Origin of the sequence: Corynebacterium sp. ACRPQ, assembly GCF_022347225.1 — a bacterium.
Classification (GTDB): Bacteria; Actinomycetota; Actinomycetes; order Mycobacteriales; family Mycobacteriaceae; genus Corynebacterium; species Corynebacterium tuberculostearicum_D.
In genome coordinates this window covers 65071-91497 of the sequence record NZ_JAKRNF010000011.1, presented here as the reverse complement: position 1 = coordinate 91497, position 26427 = coordinate 65071, and the positions used below count along the sequence as shown (strand labels likewise).

The window sequence follows — 26427 nt, the reverse complement described above, 5'->3', positions numbered from 1 at the left end:
GGGAAAACCCAGTCGGCTAGCAGGCATGCCCGAAAACCACACGACCAAACAACCCCGTAGAGAGAATCCGCCCCCGATTTCTCCACCCGCGAGGTTGACAACCTATATAGGAACACCCCCCCTTTCCCACCGCGCGCCCCTCCACCTGACCAGAACCATGATTTAATCGCCTCGCAAGGAACCAGGTCCAATGTAATGGGGCACCAGAGTAAAGGAAGGCATTGATGCTCAGCATTATCGCTTTAGTCATTAGTATCGTTTTCGCCGTTGCTATTATCAAAAAGCTCGATGACATCGATGCGCACTTAAAGGAGCTGCTCGCCTCGCGCGAAGATGACCAAACACCGTGTTAAGCGTGTGGGTGGCTAAGGAGACGGTGAATAAATTTCGCATTAACCAACTGCAAAAGGCCCATACCGACCGTGAAATGGAATTTTCCTGCGATGCAGCTTGAAGGGCTATGTCTTCGTAGACCAAAGTGGTTTCCAAGCAGCAGTTCCAGTACTTCGTACGTGGGGTAGCCAAGACCGCCGACTTCAAGGAAGTATCATTCCCGGATACCAGCGAAAAGAGTTAGTCATTTGGCTATTAGAAAGCTTCGCTACGTGTGGTTTGACCCGTACGCAATGTCCGTGAGTGTCTAGCTTTTGATGGAAAACTTGGTTTCAGTGTCGCTGGCCGCACCTACGCCGCCGTCATGTCCGCCGACACCCTGTTCATCACCCTCCCCACAGGGGTGGGTGTGGACATCCACGTGAAGATTCTGGAGAAATTCGCCGCCCACGTCGCGCCCCCGCGTTGGGTTGGCAGCCGAACCGCGAAGGACCAGTCATCGGCTATCCCATCGACTAATTCTTGTAGGTCGCAGGACCTTCGCGTGACTGTTAGTTTAGCCTATTTTAAATAGTTCATCGAATGCTGTATAGTTCAGCACATGTTGACTATTGCTTCGCGTCTCGACGTCATGAACCGGCTCGGTCGGGCCATGGCTGATCCGACGCGCTCCCGAATCCTGATAACCCTACTAGACGGCCCGAGCTACCCGGCCGTGCTCGCGCAAAGCTTGGATCTGACCCGCTCGAACGTCTCGAACCACCTGTCCTGCCTGCGCGATTGTGGCATTGTCGTAGCTGAGCCGGAGGGCCGCAAGACCCGCTACGAAATCGCCGATCCCCACCTCGCGGCAGCGCTCGAAGCGCTGGTCCACGCGACGCTGGCCGTCGACGAGAATGCCCCCTGTATCGACACTGAGTGCTCGGTGCCCGGCTGCGGCGAGAAAGGAGCGGACGTATGAGTTCAGCATGTGGATGCGAAAACGAACCCGCCACGGAGATCGACGAGCTCGATCGGCCATGGTGGAAGGACCCTGAGCTACTGCTGCCGATCTTCTCCGGCGTAGCCCTCATAACAGGACTGGTGCTGGACTGGTCCGACTTGGAGACGCCCGCGACGGTACTGTATTGGGTTGGCCTGCTGTTGGGCGCTTACACGTTCGCGCCTGGAGCGATCCGGAACCTTGTCACGAAGCGCAAGCTCGGCATTGGCTTGCTAATGACGATCAGCGCGGTCGGCGCGGTGATCCTCGGATTCGTCGGAGAGGCCGCGGCGCTAGCGTTCCTGTACTCGATCGCCGAGGCACTGGAAGACAAGGCGATGGACCGGGCCCAAGGCGGACTGCGGGCACTGTTGAAGCTGGTACCGCAGACCGCGACGGTGCTGCGCGACGGCACAGCGGCTGAGGTCGAAGCGAAGGACCTCGAGGTTGGCGAGCTAATGCTCGTGCGCCCCGGGGAGCGGATCGCCACGGACGGCATCATTCGATCCGGGCGCTCCAGCCTTGACACCTCAGCGATCACCGGAGAATCCATTCCGGAGGAGGTTGCGCCCGGCGACGAAGTGCCTGCGGGAGCGATCAACTCCGCCGGGGTGCTGGAGGTCGAGACGACCGCAGCTGGAACGGACAACTCGCTGACCACACTCGTGGACCTAGTCGAGCAAGCGCAGGCGGAAAAGGGCGACCGCGCCCGGATCGCCGACCGGATTGCCCAACCCCTAGTGCCCGGGGTGATGATCCTGGCGGTGCTGGTCGGCGTGATCGGCTCGCTGCTGGGCGACCCTGAGACGTGGATCACCCGTGCGCTGGTAGTCCTGGTCGCAGCGTCGCCGTGCGCGCTGGCAATCTCCGTGCCGCTGACGGTCGTGGCCGCGATCGGCGCGGCCAGCCAGTTCGGAGTGGTCATCAAGTCCGGCGCGGCGTTCGAGCGACTCGGCGGCATCCGTCACCTGGCAGTGGACAAAACCGGAACCCTTACCCGCAACCAGCCTGAGGTTACCGGAGTGGTCCCGGCAGACGGATTCGATCGGGCGCAGGTGCTTTCCTTCGCGGCGGCAGTTGAGCAGCAATCGACGCACCCCCTCGCCGCGGCGATCGCGGCAGCGGGGTCCGAAGCGCCCACCGCCTCGGACATCAGTGAGGAAGCTGGGCATGGCATCGGCGGCACCGTCGAAGGCCGACGGGTGCTGGTGGGCAGCCCCCGATGGATCGACGCCGGGCCACTGAAAGCGGACGTTGAGCGCATGGAGTCCGAGGGCCAGACCTGCGTCCTGGTCACCGTCGATGACGCTCTCGCCGGGGCGATCGGGGTCCGCGACGAGTTGCGGCCCGAGGTGCCCGAAGCGGTGCAGGCCCTGCACGCCAACGACGTGGAAGTAAGCATGCTCACCGGCGACAATACTCGCACCGCCCGGGCGCTGGCTGGAATCGCCGGAATCGACGACGTGCGCGCCGAGCTGCGCCCTGAGGACAAGGCAAGCATCGTCGCCGATTTCTCCTCCAAGACGCCGACGGCGATGATCGGCGACGGCATCAATGACGCGCCGGCACTCGCGGGCGCGACGGTGGGCATAGCGATGGGAACGGCCGGCTCTGACGCCGCGATCGAGTCCGCTGACGTCGCCTTCACCGGCCACGACCTCCGGCTGATCCCGCAGGCTCTGCAGCACGCCCGCCGAGGCAGCAGGATCATCAACCAAAACATCATGCTGTCTCTGGCCATCATCATCGTGTTGATGCCGCTGGCGATCAGCGGCGTGCTGGGCCTGGCCGCCGTCGTGTTGGTTCACGAGGTCGCCGAAGTCATCGTGATTTTGAACGGCCTGCGGGCTGCGCAAACGAAGCGCTGAGCCACACTTTTGATGTCGAGCTTCACCGACACGGTCCGCGACTACCTGGGCAGTGTGTTTGGCAAAGGGCCCACACCCATCAGTGTTGCCGAGCCGTTGTCGGTCCAGTTGCCGTAACCGACTAGATGCAGATTCTCCACGTCAGATTCGCGGCCGCGCATAAGGTGGCGGAATGAGCCAAGTGCCGGACGGAAACCGGTGCACCAGATCAGGTGGTCGTGGTCGAGCTCGCTCAAGCTATCGACGATGGGGGGTAGCGGTGCGCTGACCGGAGTTGCGGAGCTCACGTAGATGAGGAAGCGCGACAATCTCCCCGAGGTTCGGGCCGAAATCGCCGCCGAGAATCCGGCGGCTGCCCGCGTTAAACGTTGAACTTAAAGTCCACGGAGTGTCGTCGATAAATAACCATTTGATGCGCGCGTGCGGAATTAACAACGAAATACCGCTAAAACAGACAACATATGGGGTGCACAGAAACACATATAAGTTCTGCGGAAAACCTATAGGGTGCGTCGCTAAAAACCGCTGTGCGCGAAAAACATAAAGGGTTTACGGACCCGGTCCCAGACCCCTCAATACTCTGAGCCGGAAGAATGGAAAGTGGAAGGTTGATGTATCCCCACTATTTATTTTTTCCGTTTTTCGGAGTACATCGGGAGCTACAACTGCGGACCAGCTCTGTGTGAACTAGATGAGAAGGCGCAGCAGCGAATCATCGACGCTGGACAGTTGGTGCTGCGGGCACGCGAGCGGCACCCCCAGCGGTCACTCGCGGAGCACTACAACCCGTTATCGATGGACCCAATTCTGCTCAAGGCTCACAACAACTTGGACCGGGAAGTCGATAAGGCTTTCGATGTGGCACGCAAACTCACCAACGAGCGCCAGCGCCAGGAGCTACTGTTCGCCAGCTACGGGGAGTTGGCGAGGGGCTATGTCTCCTCGCTTTCATCAAAATCGAAACCACCAGCAGGGTCGTTCCCCGTGCAGGTGATTTTGATCGGTCCCGCTGCTGGGTGTAGAACCCTGTCGCTGGCAACGCCGGGAACTATGACTGTGCCCGACGAGAACACGTCACTGCCATAACGCGGCTCACGGTAGACGAACATGGGTCGTTCACTACTACTGGTGGATTTCGGTTTTGGTGGTGGGGGGATTACCGCCGCCGGCCTCGATTTTTCCGTTGAGGAGGGCGTTGACTACTTCCCGATTGTGAAATGGGCCGATGGCGCAGTGGAGAGGAACCAGTCACCTGGAAGAGATCGATCCAGTCGCTGGTGTGCAATCTGGGAGGTAGGGTTGCGGGGTCGATTCCTCGCGAGCGCAACCATGATTGTGTCTCTGAACGTGATGAAAACAACCCTGCCCTTCGGAGAATTTCCCCTATCCCGCGTCCCCGGGCGGTGAAAACGGTGTGCACCATCGCCTGAAAGGCTTTGCGTTGCTCTATCGGGATCTTCGGGTCACCCACCCGGCGGATCACTAAGATCCCCCCGTCAACGTTTGGCTGTGGCCGGAAAGCAGACCTTGGTACTCGGGAACCAAGGTGAAACGTGAACCATGGGGACCACTGAGCCGTCATCATCGTGCTTGCACCTACCCCGGCCCGGCGGCGAGCGACTTCCCACTGCATGAGGAGTACAGCGTCAGTCCATGCCGGCGCATGCAACAACTTTCGAAGAATGGCAGTGGTGAGGTGAAAGGGAATGTTTCCCACAATGACGCAGGGAGTGGCGGGTAACGGGAAGTTGAGGAAATCATCATGGACCACTTCGACCGACGCCGAGGCGGTCTTTTTTGTGAGTTTGGCAGCTAGTTTTGCGTCTACCTCAACTGCCGTTATTGCCCTCCCCAAGTGGGATATCGGGTGAGTGAGGGCACCGCTTCCTGGCCCGATCTCAATGATGGGGCCGGAGGTTTGTTTTACAAGATCGACGATGGAGTTGATGATCTTGTGGTCTGTGAGAAAATTTTGGCCATGTTCGTGACGGCCGTATCCGTATGTAGACATCAGGTGTGCTCCGTGGAGTTGAAACGGAGCCGGGCATGGCAAATGGCCGCCCGGCTAAAGGACCGGAGCGGTTTCTAACCTGCGGGAGGGAGAAAACCGCCTTAGCGGCTGGTGAGCGGCCGCATGAAAACGGAACCTGAAATCAACATGGGCCTATCGTATCCAATTAATTTCGCAGGGTCCAATACGGTGAGAAAAAAGACAACCGCACCGCAACAGTGCAAGACCTCTCTGGATTGGAATTTGTCCTACCTTCGGCTCGTCGTACAGACGCCACTGGCGTATTTTGTCTCTGGGCAACGAGGGGGAGTTACCCCCACCTCCGGATGTTTTTAAGGTGCACCCCTTATTACGCTGTGGTGCGGGAGTAGTTTTGTCCGACTGATCGGACTACCCACCGACGTGGGGCGGGTAGTTCGAGGTCCCAGCAGATGATCGCGTCGATTTCGCCGCGTTCAAAGGATGCCACCATGGCGTCGTAGTCGGGGCGAGCCACATTCTTCTTTGACGCGGAAATGGACTGATCGACGTAGTTATGTCCTATGTCCAACGTCCAAGCCACGCTGCTTTGCAATGGCTTCACAGTCCTGACGCTGCCGGTCGATGGTGAGGCCATCCACGTCAGCGTCTCGCGAGATACGAAGGTAAATAGGAGCGCGTGTTGCCAAACGCTTTTAATAAGACCCTTAGCTAACATTGAACTTAAACTCGACCACGTTCCGTAGCCGAATAACCTTTGGAGCCGCGCCGTCAGTTAGCAGAGATGTGGCACCGCAGCGCCTAGGCAAGAGGAGGCAGATGAGTATCGACGATATCGCGGACCACGTCGATGTCGACGCCGAAATACTGGTGCACCAGGATGTTGCGGAAATCCCGAATCTGAGGCCAGACGATCTCAGGGTGCGCGCCGGTGATCTCATCGGGAAGATGGTTCACGGCTTCGCCGGACTGCGACTCACAGCGGCACCGCCTCGGCGAGCGTCGAAGCGGATACCGGGTGCCTGAGCAACTGGGCAGGAAACACGTCGATGCCATCGCGCCCGAACAGAGCGCGACTCTCCTCGAGCAGACCAGACGCACGCATCAGGAGACGTCCCTCCGCAGGGTCCATCCCGACGAGGATGTCGATGTCCGATCCTGCAGACGCGGTGCCGCGCGCGACGGACCCGAACAACTTCGGGATGGTCGCGCCGTACCGATCGATGAGCACCTGGAACTAGTCAAGACGCGCAACGAGAATCCCGCGTAGGGCAAGCGTCTCAGGCGTCATGACGGTCTCAGACATGCTTCCGGGGGAAACGGGCCCGGCAGCACGTCGACATGGAGCTTTGACATTGAAGCGGAACTCCACCGCGTTCTTAAGGGCCGACGACATTCTCCCGTCTCACCGCCGCACCAGGCGGCACTGACGCGCTGCCACCACTTACAGCCGGTCGTCTCGCCCGCCCGCCATGACGCACTCAACGAACGAGCGATAGAGCAGGCTTACACGCGTCTCGCACTAAACGACCGGGCAGCAGCGTCACGGAGGTTCCGAAGTAGCGGCTATCGCAGTGCACCTAAGGGTTTGGTGAGGGAACCAGCCATTCGGCAGCGGTACGGAACGTAGCCCTCAGTTGCGGGTGCTCCCGCACGATCTCTCGCTGCCGCTCCGCCGGCAACCCGAGCTCGTGCAAGACGTTGAGGATTACGACCGCGGTCGTCACCTCGACGACGGCGATCAGCTCCTCGATGGAATGGTTGGGCGTTCTGCCCTCGTGCGCGAGGTCATTGCGGGCGCGCGTCGTCCACTTCGCCCAATGGTCGACATCCGGTAAAAGCTGTGCGATCGCTTCCTGATCGGGTCGCGCGGCGAGGGCATGGAGCCGATCACGGAGGGTCGGGTCGTTGCGGATCGCCCCCTTGAACCTGTTTCGGTGCTCATCGGGAACCTGCGCCAGCATCGCCTCTCGCATCGCCCTGAACTCCGCGTTGGGGAACGGTTTCTCGTCGATGCGGAGGTTGCGGTGCAACACCTCGGCAGCACCGACTGCCGTCAGAAGATTGTTCTCAACAAAACGGGCCGGTGCGTAGCGCAAGCCCAAGATCATGTTTGTCGCTGTCTCCAGGCGGCCATGGGCCTCGCACCATCGGGGCATGACCTCCTCAAATGGGATCGAGCCGCAGGTGAAGAACATTCGGTGGTGATCGACGGCTTTCGCGTCGTGTTTTCCAAGCGCGGCCGGTGAGTAGAGCACATCGGCACGTCGGCGCGGCAGCGGGCGGCCATCAGGGAAGTGCGACTCGGTCCCGGCAACTTCCAGTCGGAGCCAGATCACTCCGGCCGCGCGATGCGTCGCCAGGGAGATCAGGTCCTGCACCAGGCTCGCCTCCTGCAGAGCAACACTCAGAGAGAATGGTTCGGCTGGCACGACGCAGATGGACACCGTGTCCCGCATACGTCCGACGCTTCCTCCCTTGCGCTGGTCGAAGAATGGAAGCGTGTGCGTGTGCTGAAGGCGATACTCAGTGTCGTCGACCACGACCGATTGCGCCTCGACCGGCTTCACCGAGATACGCCCGGTCCCATCGATCTTGCCGTCGGGAGCCCCGAGGGATCCTTCGAACACAGAAGACGCCGCCCAGAGACTCAGATCCTCGACTGAGACTTCTGCCCTAGCGAACGCCGGATCCGCGTCACCGCTGACATGCGCGCCGATGATGGCGACCGTCGCGGTCACGGTCTGCTTATCAGGGCTCGCCACTCGCGCACCCATGGTCCTTCTGGTGCTCCTAGGAACACAGCCAAGCAGTGTGATCTCCCTGAGCTCGGCCACACCGTGCATGACTTCCCAGGTGCGGGTTCCTTCGTGAACAGCAGTCCATCCAGACGAGTCCGTCGTCAAGATCCGATCCTCGAAGGTGCCGATCAGCGACAGAGAGAGACCATCTTCCGGGTCGTACCGTAGGACACCCGGGACCTTCTCGCTAGGGGCTTCCGGCAGCCACCACACGCCAGCCCACTCGCCGGCCTTGTCGAGGTTGAGAGGATCATTAGGCATCGTACTCCCGGTCCCGGGCTCCTTCCTGTCTTGCGGCCAGATGTCAGGTCGAAAATCTTTACTCCACCACATGCCCCCCACGTAGGACAATCTACAGCGAGATCATGGTCAACTGAGATCGGATGCGGCGACTGGCACACAATCGCAGTTCGACGCGACGGCACGGCCCTCGCAACTGGCAACAATCAGCGAGGGCAGACCGACGTCGCCCGGTGGACACACGTGTCCGGGGTCTTTGCCGGCTACCTACCCACCGTCGGCTTACACGAAGACGGCACCGTCGTCGCCGTCAGCGACGACAGCAGAGGCCAGTGCGAGGTGTCATCGTGGAGAAACATCACCTCAGTGGCGGCCGGCTCCGTCCATACGCTCGCGCTGAGCCAGACCGGAAGGGTCTTCGGAACGGGCGACAACCAGTTCGGCCAGTGCGATGTCCAGTCATGGACCGGCATCACAGCGATCGCAGCCGGAGCGAGACACTCGCTCGGGCTGCGGGCGACCACACCGAGCAGCAATGCAATGTCAACGCCTGGGCCGCTCGACCACAGATGAACTGAAGTCCAGCGTGCCCGATAATCGGCGGTCGATCACACGTTGAATCTAAACTCCACCGAGTTCCGGCACATAGGTACATCTGAACACGGGGTTCACGTGCTCCCCCTCCCCACGGTCAGTGCTCGCTACTGATCAGGGGACACAGGCTCACCCTCGACGTGGGTCAGCCTGCAGGACGCCACGAAGGAGGTACCGCGCCATCACGCCGGCAGGGAACCCGGCTGAGACGCCACATACTAGGGATCTGAAGAGGGCTCGACATGCCAGCGGTCGGCCCCTATTCCTTCGCGAGCACGGCGTTATCCGTCAGGCAGAAGTCATCGTTGATCTTGATGACCAGCGCAACGAGTAGGCGGAGCGCTGTTAGATACGTGTGGCGGTGAACGCGGTCGTCGTCACCGTCTGCCTGTGATCCATGGAGGTAGCGGTTGCGCAGGCTAGGTCCGTTGCTGAACTCCTTATCGTTAAGGAAGTAGTTGAAGTAGCTGACCTCCGCGGCGCTGAGCAGCGTTGATCGATGCGCCAGCCATCCGGCGCTCACCATCTCGTCAATGGCTTTCTGGCCGGCCGCCGAATGATGGAGACAGCTCGTCACCTCGTACTCCCAGAGTTCCTTGAGCACATGCAATTGTGGCGCGCTTGCAAACGCAATTCGGTCACGATCTCCGGTCAGGATGCCCTTCTCGACCAGGAAGTCGATGTTGCGCTGTTGGTACTCGTGGAACTGGTCGTAGGCGATGTCATTGGCGATGACCAAGTGGAGGAAGCTCTCTGCCTCCAGATCGCTGCTGATGTGCACCAATCCGGATTGGTCCGAGAAGAGCAGGTGCTGAATTCCTTGGATGTCCGCGTTGTTGGCAACGTAGGCGTACTTATCCACAACCTGACTCGGGATGTCGCCGTAGGAAAGCTGCTCCGATGTGATTGTCAACAGCTCCGGGTCAACCTCGCCGTAGTCGACATGCAGCGTGAACTGCTTGAGGACGCTCTCCATCTCTGAGAACAGATGGCGGCTCTTCTCAAGGTAGGTAGCGGTCGGGCTGGAGGCGCGGTACTTCAGCCCCTTGGCACCGAACTCCTGCTCAAGGTAGTCCGTGAAGAACCAAGCGATGACCGACTCGAGCTCTATACCTTCGGAGCTGAGGAAGCGCTCGTACATCAAGGTCTGGAGCAAGGACGCCTGATCCTTGAGCCTGAACACCGCCCCCGTCCGGTAGTCGCCCTTGCCCGGCGTACCCATGAACCGCTCGAAGACGCCAAGTTGCGCTCCGTAGGAAGGGAGTTCCAGGAGCATGTGGTCGTTGGCGAACTGGAACAGGTGAACAAAGTTATTCAGGATAGTCGGGTAGTCGAGGTTCTCCGTGAGCCAGGTTCGACTGTAGGAGTACTTGCCAACCATGCCGTCCAAAGACTGGACGACCTCTTCGACCTGATCGGCCGAGATGCCCACTTCGCAGCCGGTCTTGATCCCCTCCGTGGACTCGAACATCTTCTTCGTGAGCGCATCTGCCTTGCGACGAGCCTTTAGCTTCAGTCGTGCATCGACGCCGGTGTTCTTGTCAGCTCGTGCGGATGCGATCAGCTTGACGAAGTTGAGGTTGGGCTCTTCCTCATCGAGGTAGCGGTCAAACAGGCCACGCTGATCCGCGGGAGTGAAGCTCTTCGGAAGATGGATTGGATCCCGCCCCTCGGACTGGAGGAACTTCCGCGCAAGCAGCTCAGCATTGCGCGGCTCATCGAGTAGCAGGGCCCGAATCTCCTGGTCGTAGGCACGCACGAGTGCCTGGCATGAGAGCAGATCGTGCGGGTGGAAACTCTGCTCTTGAAGTGCAGCAAGCACGATCGAGTCAGTGCAGCGCTCGAAGACCTTGTTTTTTCCGAGGAGATCGAGGACGTCTGTGCGGTACTGAAAGTCAACGTCCTGAACGAGCGTTGAGAAGGTGGCGTCAGTCACTTTGCCGAAAAACCTGCCGATGACTTCCCGGATCTCGGGGACGTGCGCCAGAGGCGCGTCTCGCTCTGCTTCGGCCAGGTCCTTCGGGAGAACTTTGTGTTCTAGGAACAACGCGAGATGATGCAACTCAACGATGTCGTTTATGCCTTGATCGCCACGAGTAGCATCGAATTCACGGACGAGCTCTAGGAGGCGGTCGGCCTGCCAGAAGGTTCCGTAGTCGCTGAGGCCGAAGAACTTCAGTCTCTTCTCTGGTCCGCTTTCCGACACTCGAATCTCCCTCCCGGTAGGCGTCACTCTATACAGTTCGGGGGCGCCTAGTGGCACGAATTTGAAGTTGTTGCCTGATCGTACAGCAGTCCCCTTGGGCGGAGCCGTCGTCCACGTCGATCGTCGCGCCGGCTCCTCGTTCTGTCGTGGAAGCGAGCCGAACTAGCGGCGCATCACCCCGAGGCGGACACGACCTACGTCACGATGGGCATAGTCCCGCGCCCCATCGGGCTCCTCCCCACCGCGGAGCGGCGCACGACGGACGATGTACAACTACGCGGGTAGGCCCCTTGCAAAAGCGCCGGGCACTAGTCCTGACTCAACACTCGACGAGAATCATCAACGAATCTCACTAGTTATTGAAACGGAACTCCACTTGGTTCAAGTCATCCGTGTGACCCCGCGGGCGACCCGCGCCGGGTTGATGTGTGCGTTGGGGTGTGCAGCGGCACAGAGTTTTGGGTGACAGCATCCTTGGCTGGCGCTCCGCGGTGATCACTGCACGGCCTAGTGTGTTGGGTGCGCTGCAACTCATTGGCGGGCTTTTGTCCATATGAGCGTGTCTTCGATTCGTTCCGGTTTTAAGTCCGCCGCGTACCTACCGTGGTGGCGGACACCGAGAATTACACGGAACAGGCCATCGCGGCCGGCAGCATTAATGACTTGACTGGCTGGCTCGCCTATAAGCTCGGGGTGGTTACCAACCTGTCCAATCCGAAAGCGCTGGTATTCTTTGGTGCGGTTTTCGCGCAGTTTATTCGCCCCGATATGTCGCCCACGTGGACCGTTGCGGTGGCGGTAATCCTCTTGGCGATGTCCTTGACGTGGTTTTCTACCTTTGCGCTCATTGTGCGCGCGGCATCGCGCTGGATTGCGCATCATTCTGCGGCCATCGATATCGTTTCGGGTCTTATCTTTGCGGTGCTGGGACTCGTTATGGCCGTCGAGGGCGCTATCGAGCTCTTTGGTTAGTGCAGGTGGCGGATTTCTATAAAAGAGTTGATATAAGCGCTATCTAAATCACAGGACTTACCTGTTTCGCTGCAGGTGAGAGCGTCCTTATAGTGGCATGCGTTGATCCAATGGCATGCGAGTATGGAGGTGTTAGGTGGCTATTAGCGCCCTCGTGACCCTGATGGGCGTGTGGTTCGCGGCGATGGCCTCGCCGGGCCCAGACGTAGTGCAAATCATTCGCCTAGGTGCGCGTTCTACGCGCGCAGCCGTATGGGCGGCGCTGGGTAGTACCACCGGCCTTACCATTTGGACCGTGGCCTCCTTGGCGGGGCTGTCCGCACTGATTTCTGCGCACCCTGGGATCCTCGTGGCGCTGCAGGTTCTCGGTGGATGCTACCTGCTGTGGATGGCCTATACCGCCATTACCGGTGGCATAAAGGAGCGTCGCGCGCCCGCAACCGTCGTAGGCACCGAAACCCGCGCCCCGCAGCCGCGCGGGTTTACACCGGACGGCATCATCAAGGCGGGCACTGCCTATCGCATGGGATTTATCTGCGATCTTTCGAACCCCAAGGTGGTCATCTTCTTTGGCGCCATCTTTGCCAATTTCATTGATCCCGGCATGGGCATCGGCGCCAATCTCATGGTGGGTGCCGTATTGATTCTGGAAAGCCTCGTGCTTTTTGTCGGCGTGGCTCTGAGTACTCGTGCGGTCTCAAAGTGGATGGCTAAGAACTCCGCCTGGGTGGATATTGTCAGCGGCGTGGTCTTCCTATTGCTGGGCGTGGTCATCCTCTTTGAGGGATTGCGTGGGCTTATAGCCATGTAATCTGGGGCCATGATTTTTACCACTACCAATACCGTTGATGGCTACGAGATTACGGATTATATCCGCATCATCGCCGGGGAAACCGTCATCGGTATTAATATGCTGAAGGATTTCGGGGCATCCCTCCGCAATATCACCGGTGGACGCTCCGCCGGATATGAGAGCGAGGCCATCAAGGCACGCGAGGCGGCGCTCGATGAGCTGTGGCGCCGCGGGCAGGAGCTCGGGGCCGATGGTGTGGTGGGCATCGCCTTCGATTATTCGCCCATGGGCACGTCGAATGACATGTTGATGGTTACGGCCACCGGCACGGCGGTGAAGCTGCGCGCCCGTGATTAAAATCGGCAAGAAAACACTGGCCCTGTGCGCTGGGTTATGCGCGGCAGCCGGACTCATGGCGGGGTGCGAGGAAGAACCGCCGTTACCGGGCAGCGTGCCAAATGAATCGCAAGGCGCGGCCGATGGCTATATCACCACGCTGCCGGATCAGGGCACAACGGCCAATGGTCGCTACCAGATCATTAACCTACAAAATCATCGCAGTTTTGTAGTCCACGTGCCGTTTAATGCGGATAAGCACCACCGCCTGCCCGTGGTCGTGGCGATGCACGGCTATGAGATGGACGCCGGCAACATGTTCAAAGGCACCGACTTATCCCAGGGCGATGCCATTACCGTCTTTGTCCAAGGTGCGGGCAAGGCGTGGGCACCGGCACCCTATGCGGTAACCAGCTTGGAAGATGACCTCAAGTACGTGGATGACACGATTGATTTCGTCCGGCGCCATTATCCCGCCACGGACACCACCTATGGCGTGGGCTTTTCCAATGGCGGCGGATTCGCTCGCGCGATGACGTGCAAGCGGCCGGGCCTATTCGATGCGGTGGCCACGGTTTCGGCGGCAAAGTATGACCGCGTGGAAAAAGACTGCGCCAGCGAGCCCACCGACTACCTAGATATCCACGGCACCGAAGACGTGCTTATGAAATACGGTGGCGGGCACCAGCACGGCGCGCACTACCGCTCGGTGAAGCAATCGCTACGCGGAATCGCGAGGGAGAATGGGTGCAATCCGTTTCCAAAGCGGCGTCGGAAAGAAGCAGTGGAGCACTTCACCTGGCGGGTATGTGATGCGCGCACCGAGCAGTACACCATCCACGGTGGCACGCACACGTGGAATGGCGGGGCCACGGACCATTCCGGTTTGGTGAAAGCGGAGTGGACCACCGATACGGTCCTGGATTTCTTCCATATCGCCCACCCGTAGCGATAGCCGCGCGCGGGCTGGGTAAGCTGGGCGGCATGCTAGACATTCCTATCAACGGCGACTCCATCAAATTGGGCCAGTTCATCAAGCTGGCCAGCTTGGTGGCTACCGGCGGCGAGGCTAAAGAGCTCATCGCAGAAGGCGTAGTTACGGTCAATGGCGAGCCTGAAACGCGCCGGGGCGCCATGCTCCACCCAGGCGATGAGGTGTGCATCGAGGACGCCTGCGCGCGCGTGGGCGAGCCGGACGATGACGATGATTACTTTGATGAAGCCACGGCCGACGATGACTTTGATCCGGAAAAGTGGAGGAATATGTAGATGCCAGCATTCGAAGCTGAAGTGGGCATGCCCTACTGGATCGACCTGACCACCTCGGACCCGCGCAAGTCCGCGCACTTCTACGAGCAGGTGCTGGGATGGGAAATCTCCGCCGAGTCCGGCGAAGACAATCCCTACCAGATGGCGCGCCTGCAGGGCCTGCCCATCGCCGGTCTGATCCCGCAGCCGGAGGAGGCCCCCATGCCGGATACGTGGGTGACCTACTTCCTGTCCAAGGACATCGCGGGCGATTGCCAGCGCGCGCAGAACCTCGGCGGGCGCATCCTCGTGGAGCCGCAGCAGGTGCAGCTGGGGCACATGGCCCTGCTTGTCGACGCCGCCGGGGGCATGTTCGGCCTCATCCAACCCGCCGGCCCAGAGCACTTCGTGGCCGCCGGCGAGCCCGGCACCCCGGTCTGGCACGAGCTCACCGCTACCTCGGGCTTCCAGAACGCGATGGATTTTTATGGCGAGCTTTTCAACTGGGAAATCCGCGCCATGCAGTCTGAGGATGAGAACTTCATCTACGCCACCGCGGAAGAAGACGGGGCGCCGTTTGCCGGCCTGTGGAACGCCGAGGGGCAGTTCCCGCCGCAGGTCCCGAGCTTCTGGCAGACCTACCTGGGCGTGCGCGATATTGATGCCGCTGCGAAGAAGGCCGTGGAACTAGGTGGCGAGGTCATCCGCGAACCATGGGATTCGCCCTTCGGCCGCATGTGCCTTTTGGCTGATTCCACCGGTGCCACCATCACCCTCACCGAGGTTGAAGACGCCCCCGAAGAGGAGCCGACCGAATCGGATGACGTGCTGGGGCTCGACCCGCAGTAATTGCGATGAGTGAGTCGCCACTGGTCAAGCGCGTATTGGCGGTCGTTGCCGTAATCCCGCCCGGCAACGTCACCTCCTATGGCGAGGTGGCCAAAGTGGCCGGCTGCGGTGCGCGCAACGTCGGCACCGTGTTAAAGCGCCACGGCGGTGGTGCCGATACCGCCTGGTGGCGCGTCGTGCGCGCCGATGGCGCCTCCCACGATCCCGCCCGCGCAGCACAGTTCTGGGATCGTGAGGCCATCGCGCACGCCGGCGGCCGCGTTAAAATGCACGAGCACGGAATCGACGCCCGCGAATTACAGGAGTTGATGGAGTGAGGGCCTGGGTCATTCTTTTTCTCGCGATTGCCAGCGAAGTCGTGGGCACCGTCGCGCTGAAATACGCCGTGGACCATTTCTGGATCTACGGCGTGGCCGCTTTTTGCTTCTTCCTTGCCTTCGTGCTGCTGCACCGCGTGATGCAAGAAGGCGTCAACGTGGGCGTGGCCTATGGTCTCTGGGCATCCGGCGGGGTCATTTCCACTGCGCTGCTTTCCGCCGCGCTATTTGGCGAGCCGCTCGGCGCGGTAAAACTCGCCGGCATCGCGCTCATCATGGGCGGCGTATTCTGCGTGGAAATGGGCGCGAAACCAGACGAGGATCAAGACCATACTGTGGAGGTGGCGCCGCAATGATCTGGTTCCTCCTTTTCCTCGCCACCGCCATTGAGGTCACCGGCACGCTGTGCCTGCGCATGTCCGCGGTAACCGGCCGCCGCTTCTGGGTGGCGCTCGTTGCCCTGTGCTATGTCTCTGCCTACGGCTTCTTGGCGCTCGTGCTCAAGGCCGGCATGGATCTGGGCGTGGCCTACGGCATTTGGGCTGCCACCGGTGTTGCTTTGACCGCCATCGCCTCCTACCTCCTGTTCAAGGAGCCATTTACCTGGCTGAAATCCCTCGGCGTGGTGCTCATTGTCGGGGGAGTCCTGCTCGTAGAAGCCGGTGCGTAATACCCACGGTGGCGCTAGGATATTTTCATGATGAAAAAGCTGGCGGTAGGCTCCTTGGTTACCGCACTCTCCCTCGTTACCATCCCCGCCGCCCAGGCTGTCACTCTCGACCCGCACGCTGTGCCCGCGCGCACCCAAATCACCGTCCGCCACGATTCTGGGGCCACGGTGTCCACCGCTAATTCCCATGAGTCTCGCCCCGCGCTGTCTTTGAGCAAGCTCTACTTGGGCTATTGGGTTCTAAAATACGGTGCACCGGCTGATAAAGCCCGCGTGGAGCATATGATTCGTGTGAGCGATGACAACGTGGCTACCGACTTGGACCGCCGCTACCCGCAGGCCATCCCCAGCATCATCCACGAGTTTGGCCTGCGCGAAACGCACTACACCGGCTACTGGGGGACAACGACCACCTCCACCGAGGATGTAGCGCGGTTTACCTCGCGTATCCAGCACGATCCCGTTGCCACACCCATCAGGACCGGCATGGCTACTGCCGCTCCCGTGGCTGCCGATGGCTACCGGCAGGATTTTGGTACCTCCCGGATTCCTGGGGTTATCGGTACCAAGTTTGGCTGGTCCGATAATCGCCGCATCCATGCTTCGGTATCCACCGCCTCTGGTTTTACCGTCGCCGCCAATACCTACGGTGATGCGGCCACCCATACCGCAGATGTCACCCGCGCCGTACATAATGCCCCAGGCGCAATCCCCGGCGGTTCGAGCGAGGCCATTGGAGCTCGTATCGAGCACGATCTGCACCTGCAAGGCCCAGCGCGACAGGCTGTACGCGATGCCACCCGCACGGCAGCGAACTACGAGCGCCAGGCTTGCGCGAGCGCTAATCGAGCACTGGCGCAGGTAACGCCGATGCGCGTGTGCAACTAGGGCTTTTAGAGGCTCGAGAAAATGCAGAACAAGCACGTTTCGTCTCTCACGGAGCATGAAAAGGGCGAAACGTGCTTGTTGTGCAGAGTGGTCGGCGGCTCTAGCGGATGTAGGCGAGGGCGTCGTCGGCAGTGCTGTGGCTATAACTCTCATCGGCCTTGGCGAGCTTATTGCCGCGCAGCACCAGCCATATGCTCAGCGGGTAGAGGATAAGCGCTACCGTGACGGCCTGGATGATGGCGGCCACCTCGGAATCGTGCATGTAGTTCCAGCAAAAGTGCAGGAGGAAAGCGGCGGCTAGGCAGCCGAGAAAGACGCCGATGCGCCACCACAGCGGTTTGGCGGCGGCATAGAGCGCCCAGCCGATGCCCCAGCCGGCCAGCGCGGTGAGCAAGACGTGTAGGCCAGGGCCGGCGATAAGCCGCAGGCCCCACATTTCAACAAGGCCCTGAATATCGCTATCGGGATGCATGGTGGCACCCATGGCGCCGTAGAGGATGTTTTCGCAGGCCTCGAAGCCTAGGCCCACCACTGCGCCCACTATCCAGCCATGCCACGGACGGTTGAGCTGGCGGAAGGACATGAGCACGAAAATTACGCCAGTGGCCTTAGAAATCTCTTCCGGATAGGCACCGCTCCACGACATCATGGAATCAACCCAGCCGGAGCCAATGGCGAGCTGCATGACGGGACCGGAGCTGATCAGCGCTAGGGCTACGGCCACCCCGCCGCCCCAAAGGAAAGCCAGTAGGGCCCACAGGCGCGCCGGGCGTGCCCACATGGGGCTGCGTTGCAGCAGGTAAATGACCAGCGCTACGAGCACGGCGGCGATGAGCAGGCTGAGCAGGCCCATCAGGGGAGAGATTAAGAATGTGCTCAGCGTCTGGACCAAGAACGCGATGAGGCCAACACCGGAGAGGATCCACAGCGTGGTGCGAAAGAGCTTGGACATCTAATACATCAACTCCCCGGAGAAGTCAGCGAATTCTGCTTCGGCATCGGCGGGCAGTTCCTCTTGGCCGAAGGCATGCCAGATGCGGGAGGTGGTGGCCCAGGCCTGATCGCCCTTGCCGGTCACGGTGACCACCCAATCCTTGTTTTCGTCTTCGCCGGTGCCGTCGAGGGAGAGGGCGGCGGTGGAGGAGGGGGCGTCGGCAAGCAGGAGCGCTCCATTAGTGCCGTCAAAGGTGGGGGCGTCGGCCGGCAGGGAAGCCATGGTTAGGGCGCGGACCATGCGGCGCAAGGTGGTGGCATCGTCTTTGGCATCCTCGGTAAGGGTGGCTTGCACACTGACATCACCGCAGGTCCAGCCGATGCTGGCGAGGGATTCATAATCGCGCTCGCAGTAGAGATCGGCAACGTCAATCTCCCAATCCTGGCTGGGCTCGGTCAGGGTGACCTGCTCGACGTCCGCGGAAGAATCCCCTAGCGCCGTTTGCACGATCATGGGCAGGGCGAGAACCACCGCTACGAACGCAATGACGGCTAAGAAAAGGCGCCGCGGATGCGCTGGAGGAAAGCGATAAAATTCCATAGCCCACACCTTATCTTGCTGCTTTGACCTAGAGTGGCAAGCATGAAAGATCTTTATCAACTAGTCAATGGACCCTGGCTGGAAAGCCACGTCATTCCCGATGATCGCGGCGTGGATGGCACCTTTCACGCGCTGCGCGACGAAGCCGAAGAACTCGTCCATGAGATCGTGGACAAGGACACCGGCCGCCCGGGCAAGCTCTATGCCTCCTTTATGGATACCGAGGGAGTCAACGCGGCCGGCATGGCTCCATTGGACGCGGATCTGGACCGCCTGAGCGCGGCCGACCCGGAAGAACTGGCGCAGCGCCTGGGTGAGCTTGAGCGCACCGGCGTCGGCTCCCCGGTGACCTTCTGGGTGTCCAAGGACTCCGGTTCCGAGGATGCCATTGCTTATGTCATCCAATCCGGCTTGGGCCTGCCGGATGAGGCTTATTACCGCGAGGAAGCCCACGGGGAAACGCTGAGTGCTTATGAAAAGCACGTGGCCGAGATGCTGGAATTCCTCGACCCAGCCCGCCTCTTTGGCCTGGGCGCCGAGGTGGCCGCCCATCGCATCGTTGCCTTGGAAAAGGAGCTGGCCGCTGGTCATTGGGACGTGGTCTCCACCCGCGATGCGGTTAAGACCTATAACCCCTGCGAATTTAGCGAGCTGCCCACCATGACCCGCGCTCTGCTCTCCGGCGGCAACCTGCCAGAGCACCGCGTGGTTAATATGATGCCGTCCTACCTCGAGCACTTCGAGAGCCTCTTTACCACCGCGCGCATGGCCGATTGGCAGCTGTGGGCCACCTGGCACATCCTGCGCTCCCGCGCGGCTATGTTGCCGGAGGAAGTAGGCGCGAAGAACTTCGAGTTCTATGGCACCAAGCTCTCCGGCGCTACTCAGCAGCGCGACCGTTGGAAGCGCGCCGTGGGCTTGGCCGAGTCCCTCGTGGGCGAAGAGATTGGCCAGGTATTTGTGGATAAGCACTTCCCGGCCTCTTCCAAGCGCGAGATGGATGAGCTGGTGGACTACCTCATCGCCGCCTACCGTGAGCGCATTTCCCAGCTGGAGTGGATGACGCCGGCCACCCGCGAGCGCGCGCTGGAAAAGCTATCCCAGTTCAAGGCCAAGATTGGCTTCCCGGATTCCTGGCGCGATTACTCCGGGCTCGAGGTCTCTGGCAAGGGTGCGGACCTGCTGGCCAATGCCCGCGCCGGTTCCGCCTTCTCCCATGACTTTGAGCTGGCCAAGATTGGCAAGCCGGCCGACCGCGATGAATGGGTGACCACCCCGCAGACGGTCAACGCCTTCTATAACCCGGTGGTCAATGACATCACCTTCCCGGCCGCCATCCTGCGCCCGCCGTTTTATAACCCGGATGCTGATGCCGCAGAAAACTTCGGCGCCATCGGTGCCGTCATCGGCCACGAGATTGGACATGGCTTTGATGACCAGGGCTCGCAATTTGATGGCCAGGGCAACCTGAACTCCTGGTGGTCCGAGGAGGACCGCGCGGCCTTTGAAAAGCTCACCGCCAAGCTGGTGGAGCAATTCAATGGACAGGTACCGACGGTGCTCAAGGAGGCTGGCATCGACTCCACCGGTGTCAACGGCAGCTTCACCCTGGGCGAGAATATCGGTGACCTCGGTGGCCTGGGCATCGCCGTGGTGGCTTTCAAGAACTACTGCGCCGATAAGGGCATTGACCTGCAGGGAAAGGAGGAGAAGTTCGAGGTAGAAGGCGCCGAGCCAGAGCTGGCCGAGCACACCTACAACGGCCTACAACGCTTCTTCCTCGCCTGGGCCCGCGTTTGGCGCACCGCCATCCGTCCAGAGATGGCCACCCAGTACCTGGCCATTGACCCGCACTCGCCAGCGGAGTTCCGCTGCAACCTCATCGCTGCCAATATCGCGGAGTTCTACGAGGCCTTTGACGTGGCGGAGGATTCTGCCATGTACATTGCGCCAGAGGACCGCGTCACCATCTGGTAGCCCTTTTAGCCGCTAGGCGGTGCGCGTAGGCTCGGTGGCATGACTAACGCAGATGCTAACCAGGACCCGCACCGCCCGCTGGAGCCCGGCCAGGAATGGCACATCGGCGGCCAAGACCGCCAGATGGAGGAAAAGGAACAGCTTGAGCAGCTCGTTGCCTATATCGACGCCCACTGTGACACCCCGGATTTTCGCCCGCCGTGGGCCGGGGGCGGCTCCCCTGAGGCGGACCAATACTGCGCGCTCTTGCCGGATCGCATTACCCATGCGGCAATGATGGTGCTTGGTACTGCGGTGGATCATGCGCTGCCAGGTACTGCGTACACGGAGGGCATCAGCGTAGAAGAGTCTGAGGTGGGTGCCATTTTCCGGCCCAGCACGCCCACCGGCCGGTGGGCGGTATCGCTGCATTCGGGCGGCTGGTGGCGCGGCGATGGCCAAGCGCTGGAGATGCAGTGGCGCCCCGAGGTAGCCGCCGCCGCGCAGCTATCCGGCACCACCATTATTGACGTGGATTATCCGCTCGCCCCCGAGCACACCTTGGCAGACATGGTCACTGCCGTGCAGCAGGCCATCGACTATGCCCGCGCGCAGGGTGCTTCCAGCGTTACTACCTGGGGTTATTCCTCCGGCGGGGCGCTAGCGGCGCTGGCGCCTGCCGACGCCCTCCTGCTCACCTTCCCCGACTTCGGCGCCCTGGCAAATCTGCCGGAGGACCTGCGCGCTGGATACGACATCCCAGCGGATCTATTTGAGCTAGGTCCGCACAGTTTCGTGCAGACCGCCACCGAGGATGAGATTGCCGCGCGCGTTTCCGTGCCAGGTGCGGCTGCACGCGATTATATTTCCACCCACCGCGTATCTACTCCGGCGGTGGCGCGGCAGCGCGTGCGGGATGCGGCGGCGTTCCTGGCAGGCGAGCTAGAAAAATAAGAGGTTCCTGGCGGTTCCATACTAAAAGGGAACTAGTTTCAACAAGGGTGCGACTAGTTCCGCATGACTATATCCACCCATGGCGCGCTATCGCGCCTGCATAAATTCGCCGGCGTTATCATCGCGCCCTTCCTCATAGTCGCAGCGTTAAGCGGCTTTCTCTACGCCTTGGCACCCACCTTTGAACCGTGGATTTACCACGATGAGGTAACCGCTACCGCGCCAGGCAACCCACGCAGCCTAGACGAGCAGATTGCCGCCGCCCAGCGCGAGCACCCAGATGGGCGCGTGGTTCAGGTCGAGCCTTCCGAGGATCCGCAGGAAACCACCCGCGTGCTATTCGCAGACCCCAGCGCACCTAACGCCAGTTACACCCGCGCCGTCTTTGTGGATCCGGTGGATCTGCATATCACCGGCGAACTACAACAATATGGCGGATCCCGCGCGCTCCCCTTCCGTACGTGGGCCTCCAATGGCCATCGCACCCTGTGGCTGGGCGAGCCTGGCCGCCTCTATGCCGAACTTGCGGCCTCGTGGCTCGGTGCGCTGAGCATCCTTGGCCTTTACCTGTGGCTTAAGCGTAAGCAGAAGAATAGAAAGCGGCTTTCCAAGCCGCTGACGTTGCATGCCCGCGTGGGCGCTTGGTTGCTGCCAGGCTTTCTCTTCCTGACCGTCACCGGCCTGACGTGGTCGCTGGTGGCGGGTACCGCGATTGGCAAGGTGCGCGAGGAATTGAATTGGAAGGAACCGTCTGTGGCAACCTCCGTTGTGGAAGCGGGCGCTAGCAACGAAGCGAGGGAGCATTCCGGCCACGCTGGTCACAAGGGCCATGCGGGTCATGCGGGACACGAGGGCGCTGCGAAACTTGCCGGGGCCCAAACCGCATTGTCGGCAGCACGCAGCCAAGGATTGACCGGGGTTCTGGAGATGACCCCACCGGAAAAGCCAGGCGATGCGTGGGGCGTGCGCGAGGCTCGTGCGGCCTTTAAGCTGCGCAGTGATGCCGTAGCAGTGACCCCGAATGGAGAGGTCATTGACCGCATCAATTCCGCCGACTGGCCGCTTGCCGCACAGTTAACCTCGTGGCTCATCCAGCTGCACATGGGGACGCTCTTCGGTATCTATAGCCAGATCGCCTTGGCGGCGCTGGCTTTGGGATTGCTCGTGGTGAGTGGCGCAGGCTTGTGGATGTGGTGGATAAAGCCGCGCCGCGGCCTGCCTGAGCTAAAAATTACCCCCGCCGTGCTGGCGGGGGTGGTGGCCTATTCGATCATCGCGCCGCTCTTTGGCGCCTCGCTAATGATCTTTTTCCTAGGCGATTGGATTGTGCGGCGGTTGCGCGCCCCGCAGCGGGGCCGAGGCGCTGCCGCAGGTGAGACTATTCCTCGCCCTCGGGGCGAATCTTCATTTCGGAGTCTTGCCACAGACCGGAGCGGGTAATGTCCTCATAATCGATCTCGGCGGGGACTGGGGCATTGCCCTGTGAATCGGTACGCAGCTCGTACTTTTCAATGGCGCCCCAATCGCGGGCCCAGTCATTATTGAGGTAGCTCGGGATTTCGTAGGAGTAGTTGACCGCCTCCGCGGTGGACATGGCGCCACCGCCGGAGAAGGACTGGAAGTCCGTCAGCGAGGTCTGTGCCGAAGAATCCGGCAGGATGCGGTACTCCGGGATTTCCGTGACACCGGCAAAGTGGTCGAAGGTGCGCTGGCACGGGAACTGCAGGGCTACGGCCCAGTCCAGCAGCGCTGGGGTGTCCTTGGAGAACTGGTTATTGATGGTATCCAGCTCCGGCACGCGCGGCGGGGTAAAGGCCAGCCAATCATCCTCATCGGTGGAATCATCCGTGGCTACCAGGCGCACCACATTGGCGTCCTGCGGCAGCTTATCCAGCGGCAGGCGCAGGTTGCGCCACTTCGGCGTGGCGCCGACGGCGGAGAGTTCCTCCTCGCCGGTATTGGTGACCTTGCCGGAGTCATCGATGGTGCCGTACTCGAGGCTAAGCTCCATGCCTTCCTGCTCCACCCCGTTGACATCGTGGTGGTAGATATTGCCGGCTGCGGACACGGCGAGAACCGGGGTATTGTCCTTGGCCTCTGGCAGGTTATACCACTTAGTGGTCACCTCAGAGGTGGAGTCTTGGTCTTCGTTATAGGAACCGAGCACCGGCACCTTGGTGTAATCCAGGTTGAACGGCAGGTGCATGGTGGAACCATTGACGCCCTTGGTGCCGCGCACGCCGCCCTCAGAGGTATTGGTGGTTTCCTTGGACTTCTTGTCCTTCTTTTCCTTCGACTCCTGGGAGTCGGCGGAATCGCTCGCGCCGCCGGATTCAGCATCCGCGCCGGAGGTAGCGGTCTCGGCGCTATCGGAGGAGGAATCGCTGGAGCCATCCGCGATGGCACCCACGGAGGCGGAGTTCTGGTTTTCCGGCTCGATGGATTCGGGGATGAAGTTCGGATCGAAACCAGTGTGGGTTTCGTCCTCATCCACCAGGGAATCGCCCAAGTCGCCGTCCACCGGGGTCAGGAAGGAGTCATTGGTATTGGTCTCCACCATGGTCTGATCCGCCAGCGCGCAGGTATTGCCGCGCAGGGAAGCTAGGTTGCCCTTGCCCACGGAGTAGGAATCCGCCTGGGAGACGGTGGCCTTGGCAAAGGAAGCACAAGAAAGCGCTACCACGATGGCGCAGGCCAGGGCGATGGGCGCGGACATGATGCCGGCCGAGCGCGAAACCTTGGCGGCGGCATTCTTTTCAAACTCAGCGAGTGCGCCCGCCTCTTCTGCCTGGGACTTGCGGTAGCTATGGCGCAGGGACTGCACCACGCCAATGGCGAAGATGATGAGGGCGATGGCGAGCAGCACCTTATTGGCCTCGATGGCCTTGAGCTGCACCGTGCGATCCCACCATGGAATGCCAAAGGAGGATACGTACCACCAAGCGTTCCAGCCGGCGAAGGAGATGGCGAGCAAGAAGACCACCGCGGCGATGGCGAAGGTGCGAGCGCGCGGCGAACGCAGCGCAAACTGGGAGAGCACCACGGCACCGAGGGCGGCGATGACACCGGCCACGCCGGCGTAGATGCCAAAGTGGTGGGTCCACTTGGTGGGGGTGAACATGAGGAAGAACATGGACAGCGCCACGATGATGAGCAGGCGCTGGGTCGGGCCGACGGCAGCACCAACGACGCGACGGTTCTTGATAAAGGCCGCCACGATGAGCACCAGGCAGAAGAGCATGGTGAAGACCGCGAAGCGGCGGGTCAGCGAGCCATCCACGGATTCCTGGAAGAGGGTGGAGTAGCGCGCGTACTCGGCGTACCACGGCAGGGAGGGGCCGACCTCGGAGCGCACGCGGGTGGACTCCAGAACGGTAGATAGCGTCTGGTCGCCAAAGGCGGCGACTATGATGGCGGTGCCAGCGCTCAGGAACGGCGCGATGAGCGAAAGCCAGCCGAGGGCGCTACCGCCCATGGATGGCACGCGCTCGGCCATGGCGCGGAAGAGGTGCGGCAGGCTGACGAGGAATACGCCCACGGCAAAAAGGCCGGTGGGGCCGGCGGCCAGTGTGATGGTTGCGGCGATGGTGCCCACGGCCGCCGGAAGCAGGCGGCGGGTGGCAATGGCGCGCTCGAAGGAAGCCCAGGTAAACATCACGCCGAGCGCCACGATGGGCTCTGGGCGGGTGCCGTTGTTATACGGCAGCCAGAAGGCTAGGAACATCAGCGCTGCGGTCCAGTGGGCGACCTGGCGGCCGTCGACAAGCTGGCCAAAGCGCGGCAGCATCTCGCGGGAGAGGATAAACCAGATGATGAGCCCGGAAATCAGGCCCGGCAGGCGCACGAAGACCGAGGCGGTAGAAATCTGGGAGAGTACGGCAACCAGGTCATAGTAAGGGGAGCCGAAGGGCGCCTCCGGCACGCCGTACCAGCGGTAGTAATTGGCCATGTAGGTCGCGTGATCGAAGACGCGGCTCATGGAGAAGATGAAGCCATCATCGGAGGTATTGGCGCCGAGGATGTACCAGAATCCCAAAATGGCAGCGACCACCCCATCGAGCGGGCGTACCTTCTTCCACGTCTCGGGCATGAAGCCGAAGCGGCGGCCATCGAGGCGGTCGATGCGCCACAGGCAGAATAGGGACACGACCACCATGGCGATGCCCAGCCACATGGCAATGGTCTTGATCAACGTCGGGGACGAGGTAAAGCGGGAGTTGATATCGACGTGGACATTGAGGCCGTCGTCAAGCAGGGCTTGCACGTCAGCCTTATCGTCGATTTCGGTATAGACGCCGGTGACCTGCGGGCGCAGATCCTCCTCGGTGGTCTTTTCATGCTCGTCCACGCTCACGGAGGTGCCATCGCCCGTAGCGGAAATGTCAATCTTGGCGTCCTTGGGGAGCTTGGCTACCTCTTTGGCGTTGAGGGTAAGCAGCACCTCATCCAAGGACACGACGGACAGGCCCTCGTCATTCGCGCGGACGAAAAGGCCGCGGTTGGAGGCCTTCTTGGACTCCGGTGGGACGGTGCCGTAGACCATGGACTGGCCCTCGCGCAGTTCATCGACTGCGGAGATGGGGATGGTGGCCTTCAGGTCCTCCGGGGCGACGGAAATGAGCGGCGCGTTGATGGACTGCACGGAATCATGCTGCGGCCAATCATAAGAGGACTGGGTTTGGGTTACCGGCAGTAGCGGGGTCGCTACAAAACACAGGAAACCAATCAGCCCGGCAATGATTGCAGTCCACCGCAGGCCCGCGGGGGCGGCGGTGAAGCGGGAGCCGGCAGCGGCAGGTCGCGCTTGGGTGGTATTCGTAGTGAGGCTATCTGACACGGCGATTAGTTTACGTCAGATAACCCCTCGGCCCGCGGGCACACCCTGCCGCGGGCGGG

General features: G+C 61.1%; 27 protein-coding genes and 1 pseudogene. 19 read left to right on the top strand and 9 right to left on the bottom strand.

The window, feature by feature from the left end; genetic code table 11:
* The first annotated feature begins 224 nt into the window (after positions 1-224).
* The 5 genes and pseudogenes from MHY24_RS08035 to MHY24_RS12175 all read left to right on the top strand — a co-directional run bounded on the left by MHY24_RS08035 (position 225) and on the right by MHY24_RS12175 (position 4269).
* Positions 225-353, top strand: coding sequence for a chemotaxis protein (locus tag MHY24_RS08035; RefSeq protein WP_239193961.1), 129 nt, complete (start codon positions 225-227; stop codon positions 351-353).
* 338 nt (positions 354-691) lie between these two features.
* Positions 692-852: pseudogene (locus MHY24_RS08030) on the top strand (alkane 1-monooxygenase); the annotation flags it as partial.
* Between the two features lie 82 nt (positions 853-934).
* Complete coding sequence (locus MHY24_RS08025; RefSeq protein ID WP_239229375.1) at positions 935-1294, top strand: helix-turn-helix transcriptional regulator; 360 nt, start codon at positions 935-937, stop codon at positions 1292-1294.
* Entirely contained in the window at positions 1291-3183 is a 1893-nt protein-coding gene (locus MHY24_RS08020; RefSeq protein ID WP_239229374.1) for a cation-translocating P-type ATPase, read from the top strand. Before MHY24_RS08025 ends, MHY24_RS08020 begins: the two co-directional genes overlap by 4 nt.
* A 732-nt stretch (positions 3184-3915) precedes the next feature.
* Complete coding sequence (locus tag MHY24_RS12175) at positions 3916-4269, top strand: type IIL restriction-modification enzyme MmeI (RefSeq protein ID WP_367398055.1); 354 nt, start codon at positions 3916-3918, stop codon at positions 4267-4269.
* A 70-nt stretch (positions 4270-4339) separates the two neighbouring features.
* Here the strand turns inward: MHY24_RS12175 and erm are convergent, their stop codons facing one another.
* The 5 genes from erm to MHY24_RS07995 form a co-directional block, all read right to left on the bottom strand.
* Positions 4340-5194 carry a 23S ribosomal RNA methyltransferase Erm gene (erm, locus tag MHY24_RS08015; protein ID WP_070759605.1) on the bottom strand — a complete coding sequence of 285 codons (855 nt, stop codon included), beginning with the start codon at positions 5192-5194 and terminating at the stop codon, positions 4340-4342.
* Positions 5195-5543: 349 nt separating this feature from the next.
* Entirely contained in the window at positions 5544-5777 is a 234-nt protein-coding gene (locus MHY24_RS08010) for a recombinase family protein (protein WP_224784272.1), read from the bottom strand.
* A 197-nt stretch (positions 5778-5974) separates the two neighbouring features.
* Positions 5975-6229 carry a DUF86 domain-containing protein gene (locus MHY24_RS12070; RefSeq protein ID WP_081636726.1) on the bottom strand — a complete coding sequence of 85 codons (255 nt, stop codon included), beginning with the start codon at positions 6227-6229 and terminating at the stop codon, positions 5975-5977.
* Positions 6150-6404, bottom strand: coding sequence for a nucleotidyltransferase family protein (locus tag MHY24_RS08000; protein WP_239229373.1), 255 nt, complete (start codon positions 6402-6404; stop codon positions 6150-6152). Before MHY24_RS08000 ends, MHY24_RS12070 begins: the two co-directional genes overlap by 80 nt.
* A gap of 349 nt (positions 6405-6753) precedes the next feature.
* The gene (locus MHY24_RS07995) at positions 6754-8235 is read right to left on the bottom strand and encodes a HEPN domain-containing protein (RefSeq protein ID WP_239229372.1); all 1482 of its coding nucleotides are present in this window, start codon (positions 8233-8235) and stop codon (positions 6754-6756) included.
* Positions 8236-8265: 30 nt separating this feature from the next.
* Here MHY24_RS07995 and MHY24_RS12170 point away from each other — a divergent pair, with 30 nt between their 5' ends.
* Positions 8266-8787, top strand: coding sequence for a hypothetical protein (locus MHY24_RS12170; protein WP_367398054.1), 522 nt, complete (start codon positions 8266-8268; stop codon positions 8785-8787).
* Between the two features lie 280 nt (positions 8788-9067).
* Here the strand turns inward: MHY24_RS12170 and MHY24_RS07990 are convergent, their stop codons facing one another.
* Entirely contained in the window at positions 9068-11014 is a 1947-nt protein-coding gene (locus MHY24_RS07990) for a hypothetical protein (protein ID WP_239229371.1), read from the bottom strand.
* A gap of 603 nt (positions 11015-11617) precedes the next feature.
* Here MHY24_RS07990 and MHY24_RS07985 point away from each other — a divergent pair.
* The 10 genes from MHY24_RS07985 (at position 11618) to MHY24_RS07940 (ending at position 17087) form a co-directional block, all read left to right on the top strand.
* Entirely contained in the window at positions 11618-11986 is a 369-nt protein-coding gene (locus MHY24_RS07985) for a LysE family transporter (protein WP_239229370.1), read from the top strand.
* Positions 11987-12122: 136 nt separating this feature from the next.
* On the top strand, positions 12123-12797 hold the full coding sequence (locus MHY24_RS07980; RefSeq protein ID WP_239229369.1) for a LysE family translocator: 675 nt from the start codon (positions 12123-12125) through the stop codon (positions 12795-12797).
* A 9-nt stretch (positions 12798-12806) separates the two neighbouring features.
* Positions 12807-13136, top strand: coding sequence for a YbjQ family protein (locus MHY24_RS07975; RefSeq protein WP_005323228.1), 330 nt, complete (start codon positions 12807-12809; stop codon positions 13134-13136).
* Positions 13129-14064, top strand: coding sequence for an esterase (locus MHY24_RS07970; protein WP_239229368.1), 936 nt, complete (start codon positions 13129-13131; stop codon positions 14062-14064). Before MHY24_RS07975 ends, MHY24_RS07970 begins: the two co-directional genes overlap by 8 nt.
* Positions 14065-14099: 35 nt before the next feature.
* Complete coding sequence (locus MHY24_RS07965) at positions 14100-14384, top strand: RNA-binding S4 domain-containing protein (protein ID WP_005323225.1); 285 nt, start codon at positions 14100-14102, stop codon at positions 14382-14384.
* A complete protein-coding gene (locus MHY24_RS07960; RefSeq protein WP_239229367.1) occupies positions 14385-15212 on the top strand; it encodes a VOC family protein in 828 nt (275 codons plus the stop codon).
* A gap of 5 nt (positions 15213-15217) precedes the next feature.
* Positions 15218-15529: an MGMT family protein gene (locus MHY24_RS07955; RefSeq protein WP_239229366.1), complete on the top strand. Its 312-nt coding sequence runs from the start codon at positions 15218-15220 to the stop codon at positions 15527-15529.
* The gene (locus MHY24_RS07950) at positions 15526-15885 is read left to right on the top strand and encodes a multidrug efflux SMR transporter (protein WP_239229365.1); all 360 of its coding nucleotides are present in this window, start codon (positions 15526-15528) and stop codon (positions 15883-15885) included. Before MHY24_RS07955 ends, MHY24_RS07950 begins: the two co-directional genes overlap by 4 nt.
* Positions 15882-16199, top strand: a complete 318-nt coding sequence (locus MHY24_RS07945) for a multidrug efflux SMR transporter (RefSeq protein ID WP_005323220.1) — start codon at positions 15882-15884, stop codon at positions 16197-16199. Before MHY24_RS07950 ends, MHY24_RS07945 begins: the two co-directional genes overlap by 4 nt.
* 27 nt (positions 16200-16226) lie before the next feature.
* Positions 16227-17087, top strand: a complete 861-nt coding sequence (locus MHY24_RS07940) for a hypothetical protein (RefSeq protein ID WP_239229364.1) — start codon at positions 16227-16229, stop codon at positions 17085-17087.
* A 100-nt stretch (positions 17088-17187) separates the two neighbouring features.
* Here the strand turns inward: MHY24_RS07940 and MHY24_RS07935 are convergent, their stop codons facing one another.
* Both MHY24_RS07935 and MHY24_RS07930 read right to left on the bottom strand, forming a co-directional pair.
* A complete protein-coding gene (locus MHY24_RS07935) occupies positions 17188-18039 on the bottom strand; it encodes a PrsW family intramembrane metalloprotease (RefSeq protein WP_239229363.1) in 852 nt (283 codons plus the stop codon).
* Complete coding sequence (locus MHY24_RS07930; protein WP_239229362.1) at positions 18040-18621, bottom strand: hypothetical protein; 582 nt, start codon at positions 18619-18621, stop codon at positions 18040-18042.
* A 42-nt stretch (positions 18622-18663) separates the two neighbouring features.
* Between MHY24_RS07930 and MHY24_RS07925 the strand changes: the two genes are divergently transcribed.
* The 3 genes from MHY24_RS07925 to MHY24_RS07915 all read left to right on the top strand — a co-directional run bounded on the left by MHY24_RS07925 (position 18664) and on the right by MHY24_RS07915 (position 22971).
* Positions 18664-20598 (top strand): M13 family metallopeptidase, encoded by a 1935-nt coding sequence (locus tag MHY24_RS07925; RefSeq protein WP_239229361.1) that lies wholly within the window; start codon positions 18664-18666, stop codon positions 20596-20598.
* A 39-nt stretch (positions 20599-20637) separates the two neighbouring features.
* Positions 20638-21531: an alpha/beta hydrolase gene (locus MHY24_RS07920; protein ID WP_239229360.1), complete on the top strand. Its 894-nt coding sequence runs from the start codon at positions 20638-20640 to the stop codon at positions 21529-21531.
* A gap of 63 nt (positions 21532-21594) precedes the next feature.
* Positions 21595-22971, top strand: a complete 1377-nt coding sequence (locus tag MHY24_RS07915) for a PepSY domain-containing protein (protein WP_239229359.1) — start codon at positions 21595-21597, stop codon at positions 22969-22971.
* Here MHY24_RS07915 and MHY24_RS07910 read toward each other — a convergent pair.
* Positions 22910-26368: an arabinosyltransferase domain-containing protein gene (locus MHY24_RS07910; protein ID WP_239229358.1), complete on the bottom strand. Its 3459-nt coding sequence runs from the start codon at positions 26366-26368 to the stop codon at positions 22910-22912. The two genes, MHY24_RS07915 and MHY24_RS07910, sit on opposite strands and share 62 nt — an antisense overlap.
* Positions 26369-26427 lie beyond the last annotated feature (59 nt).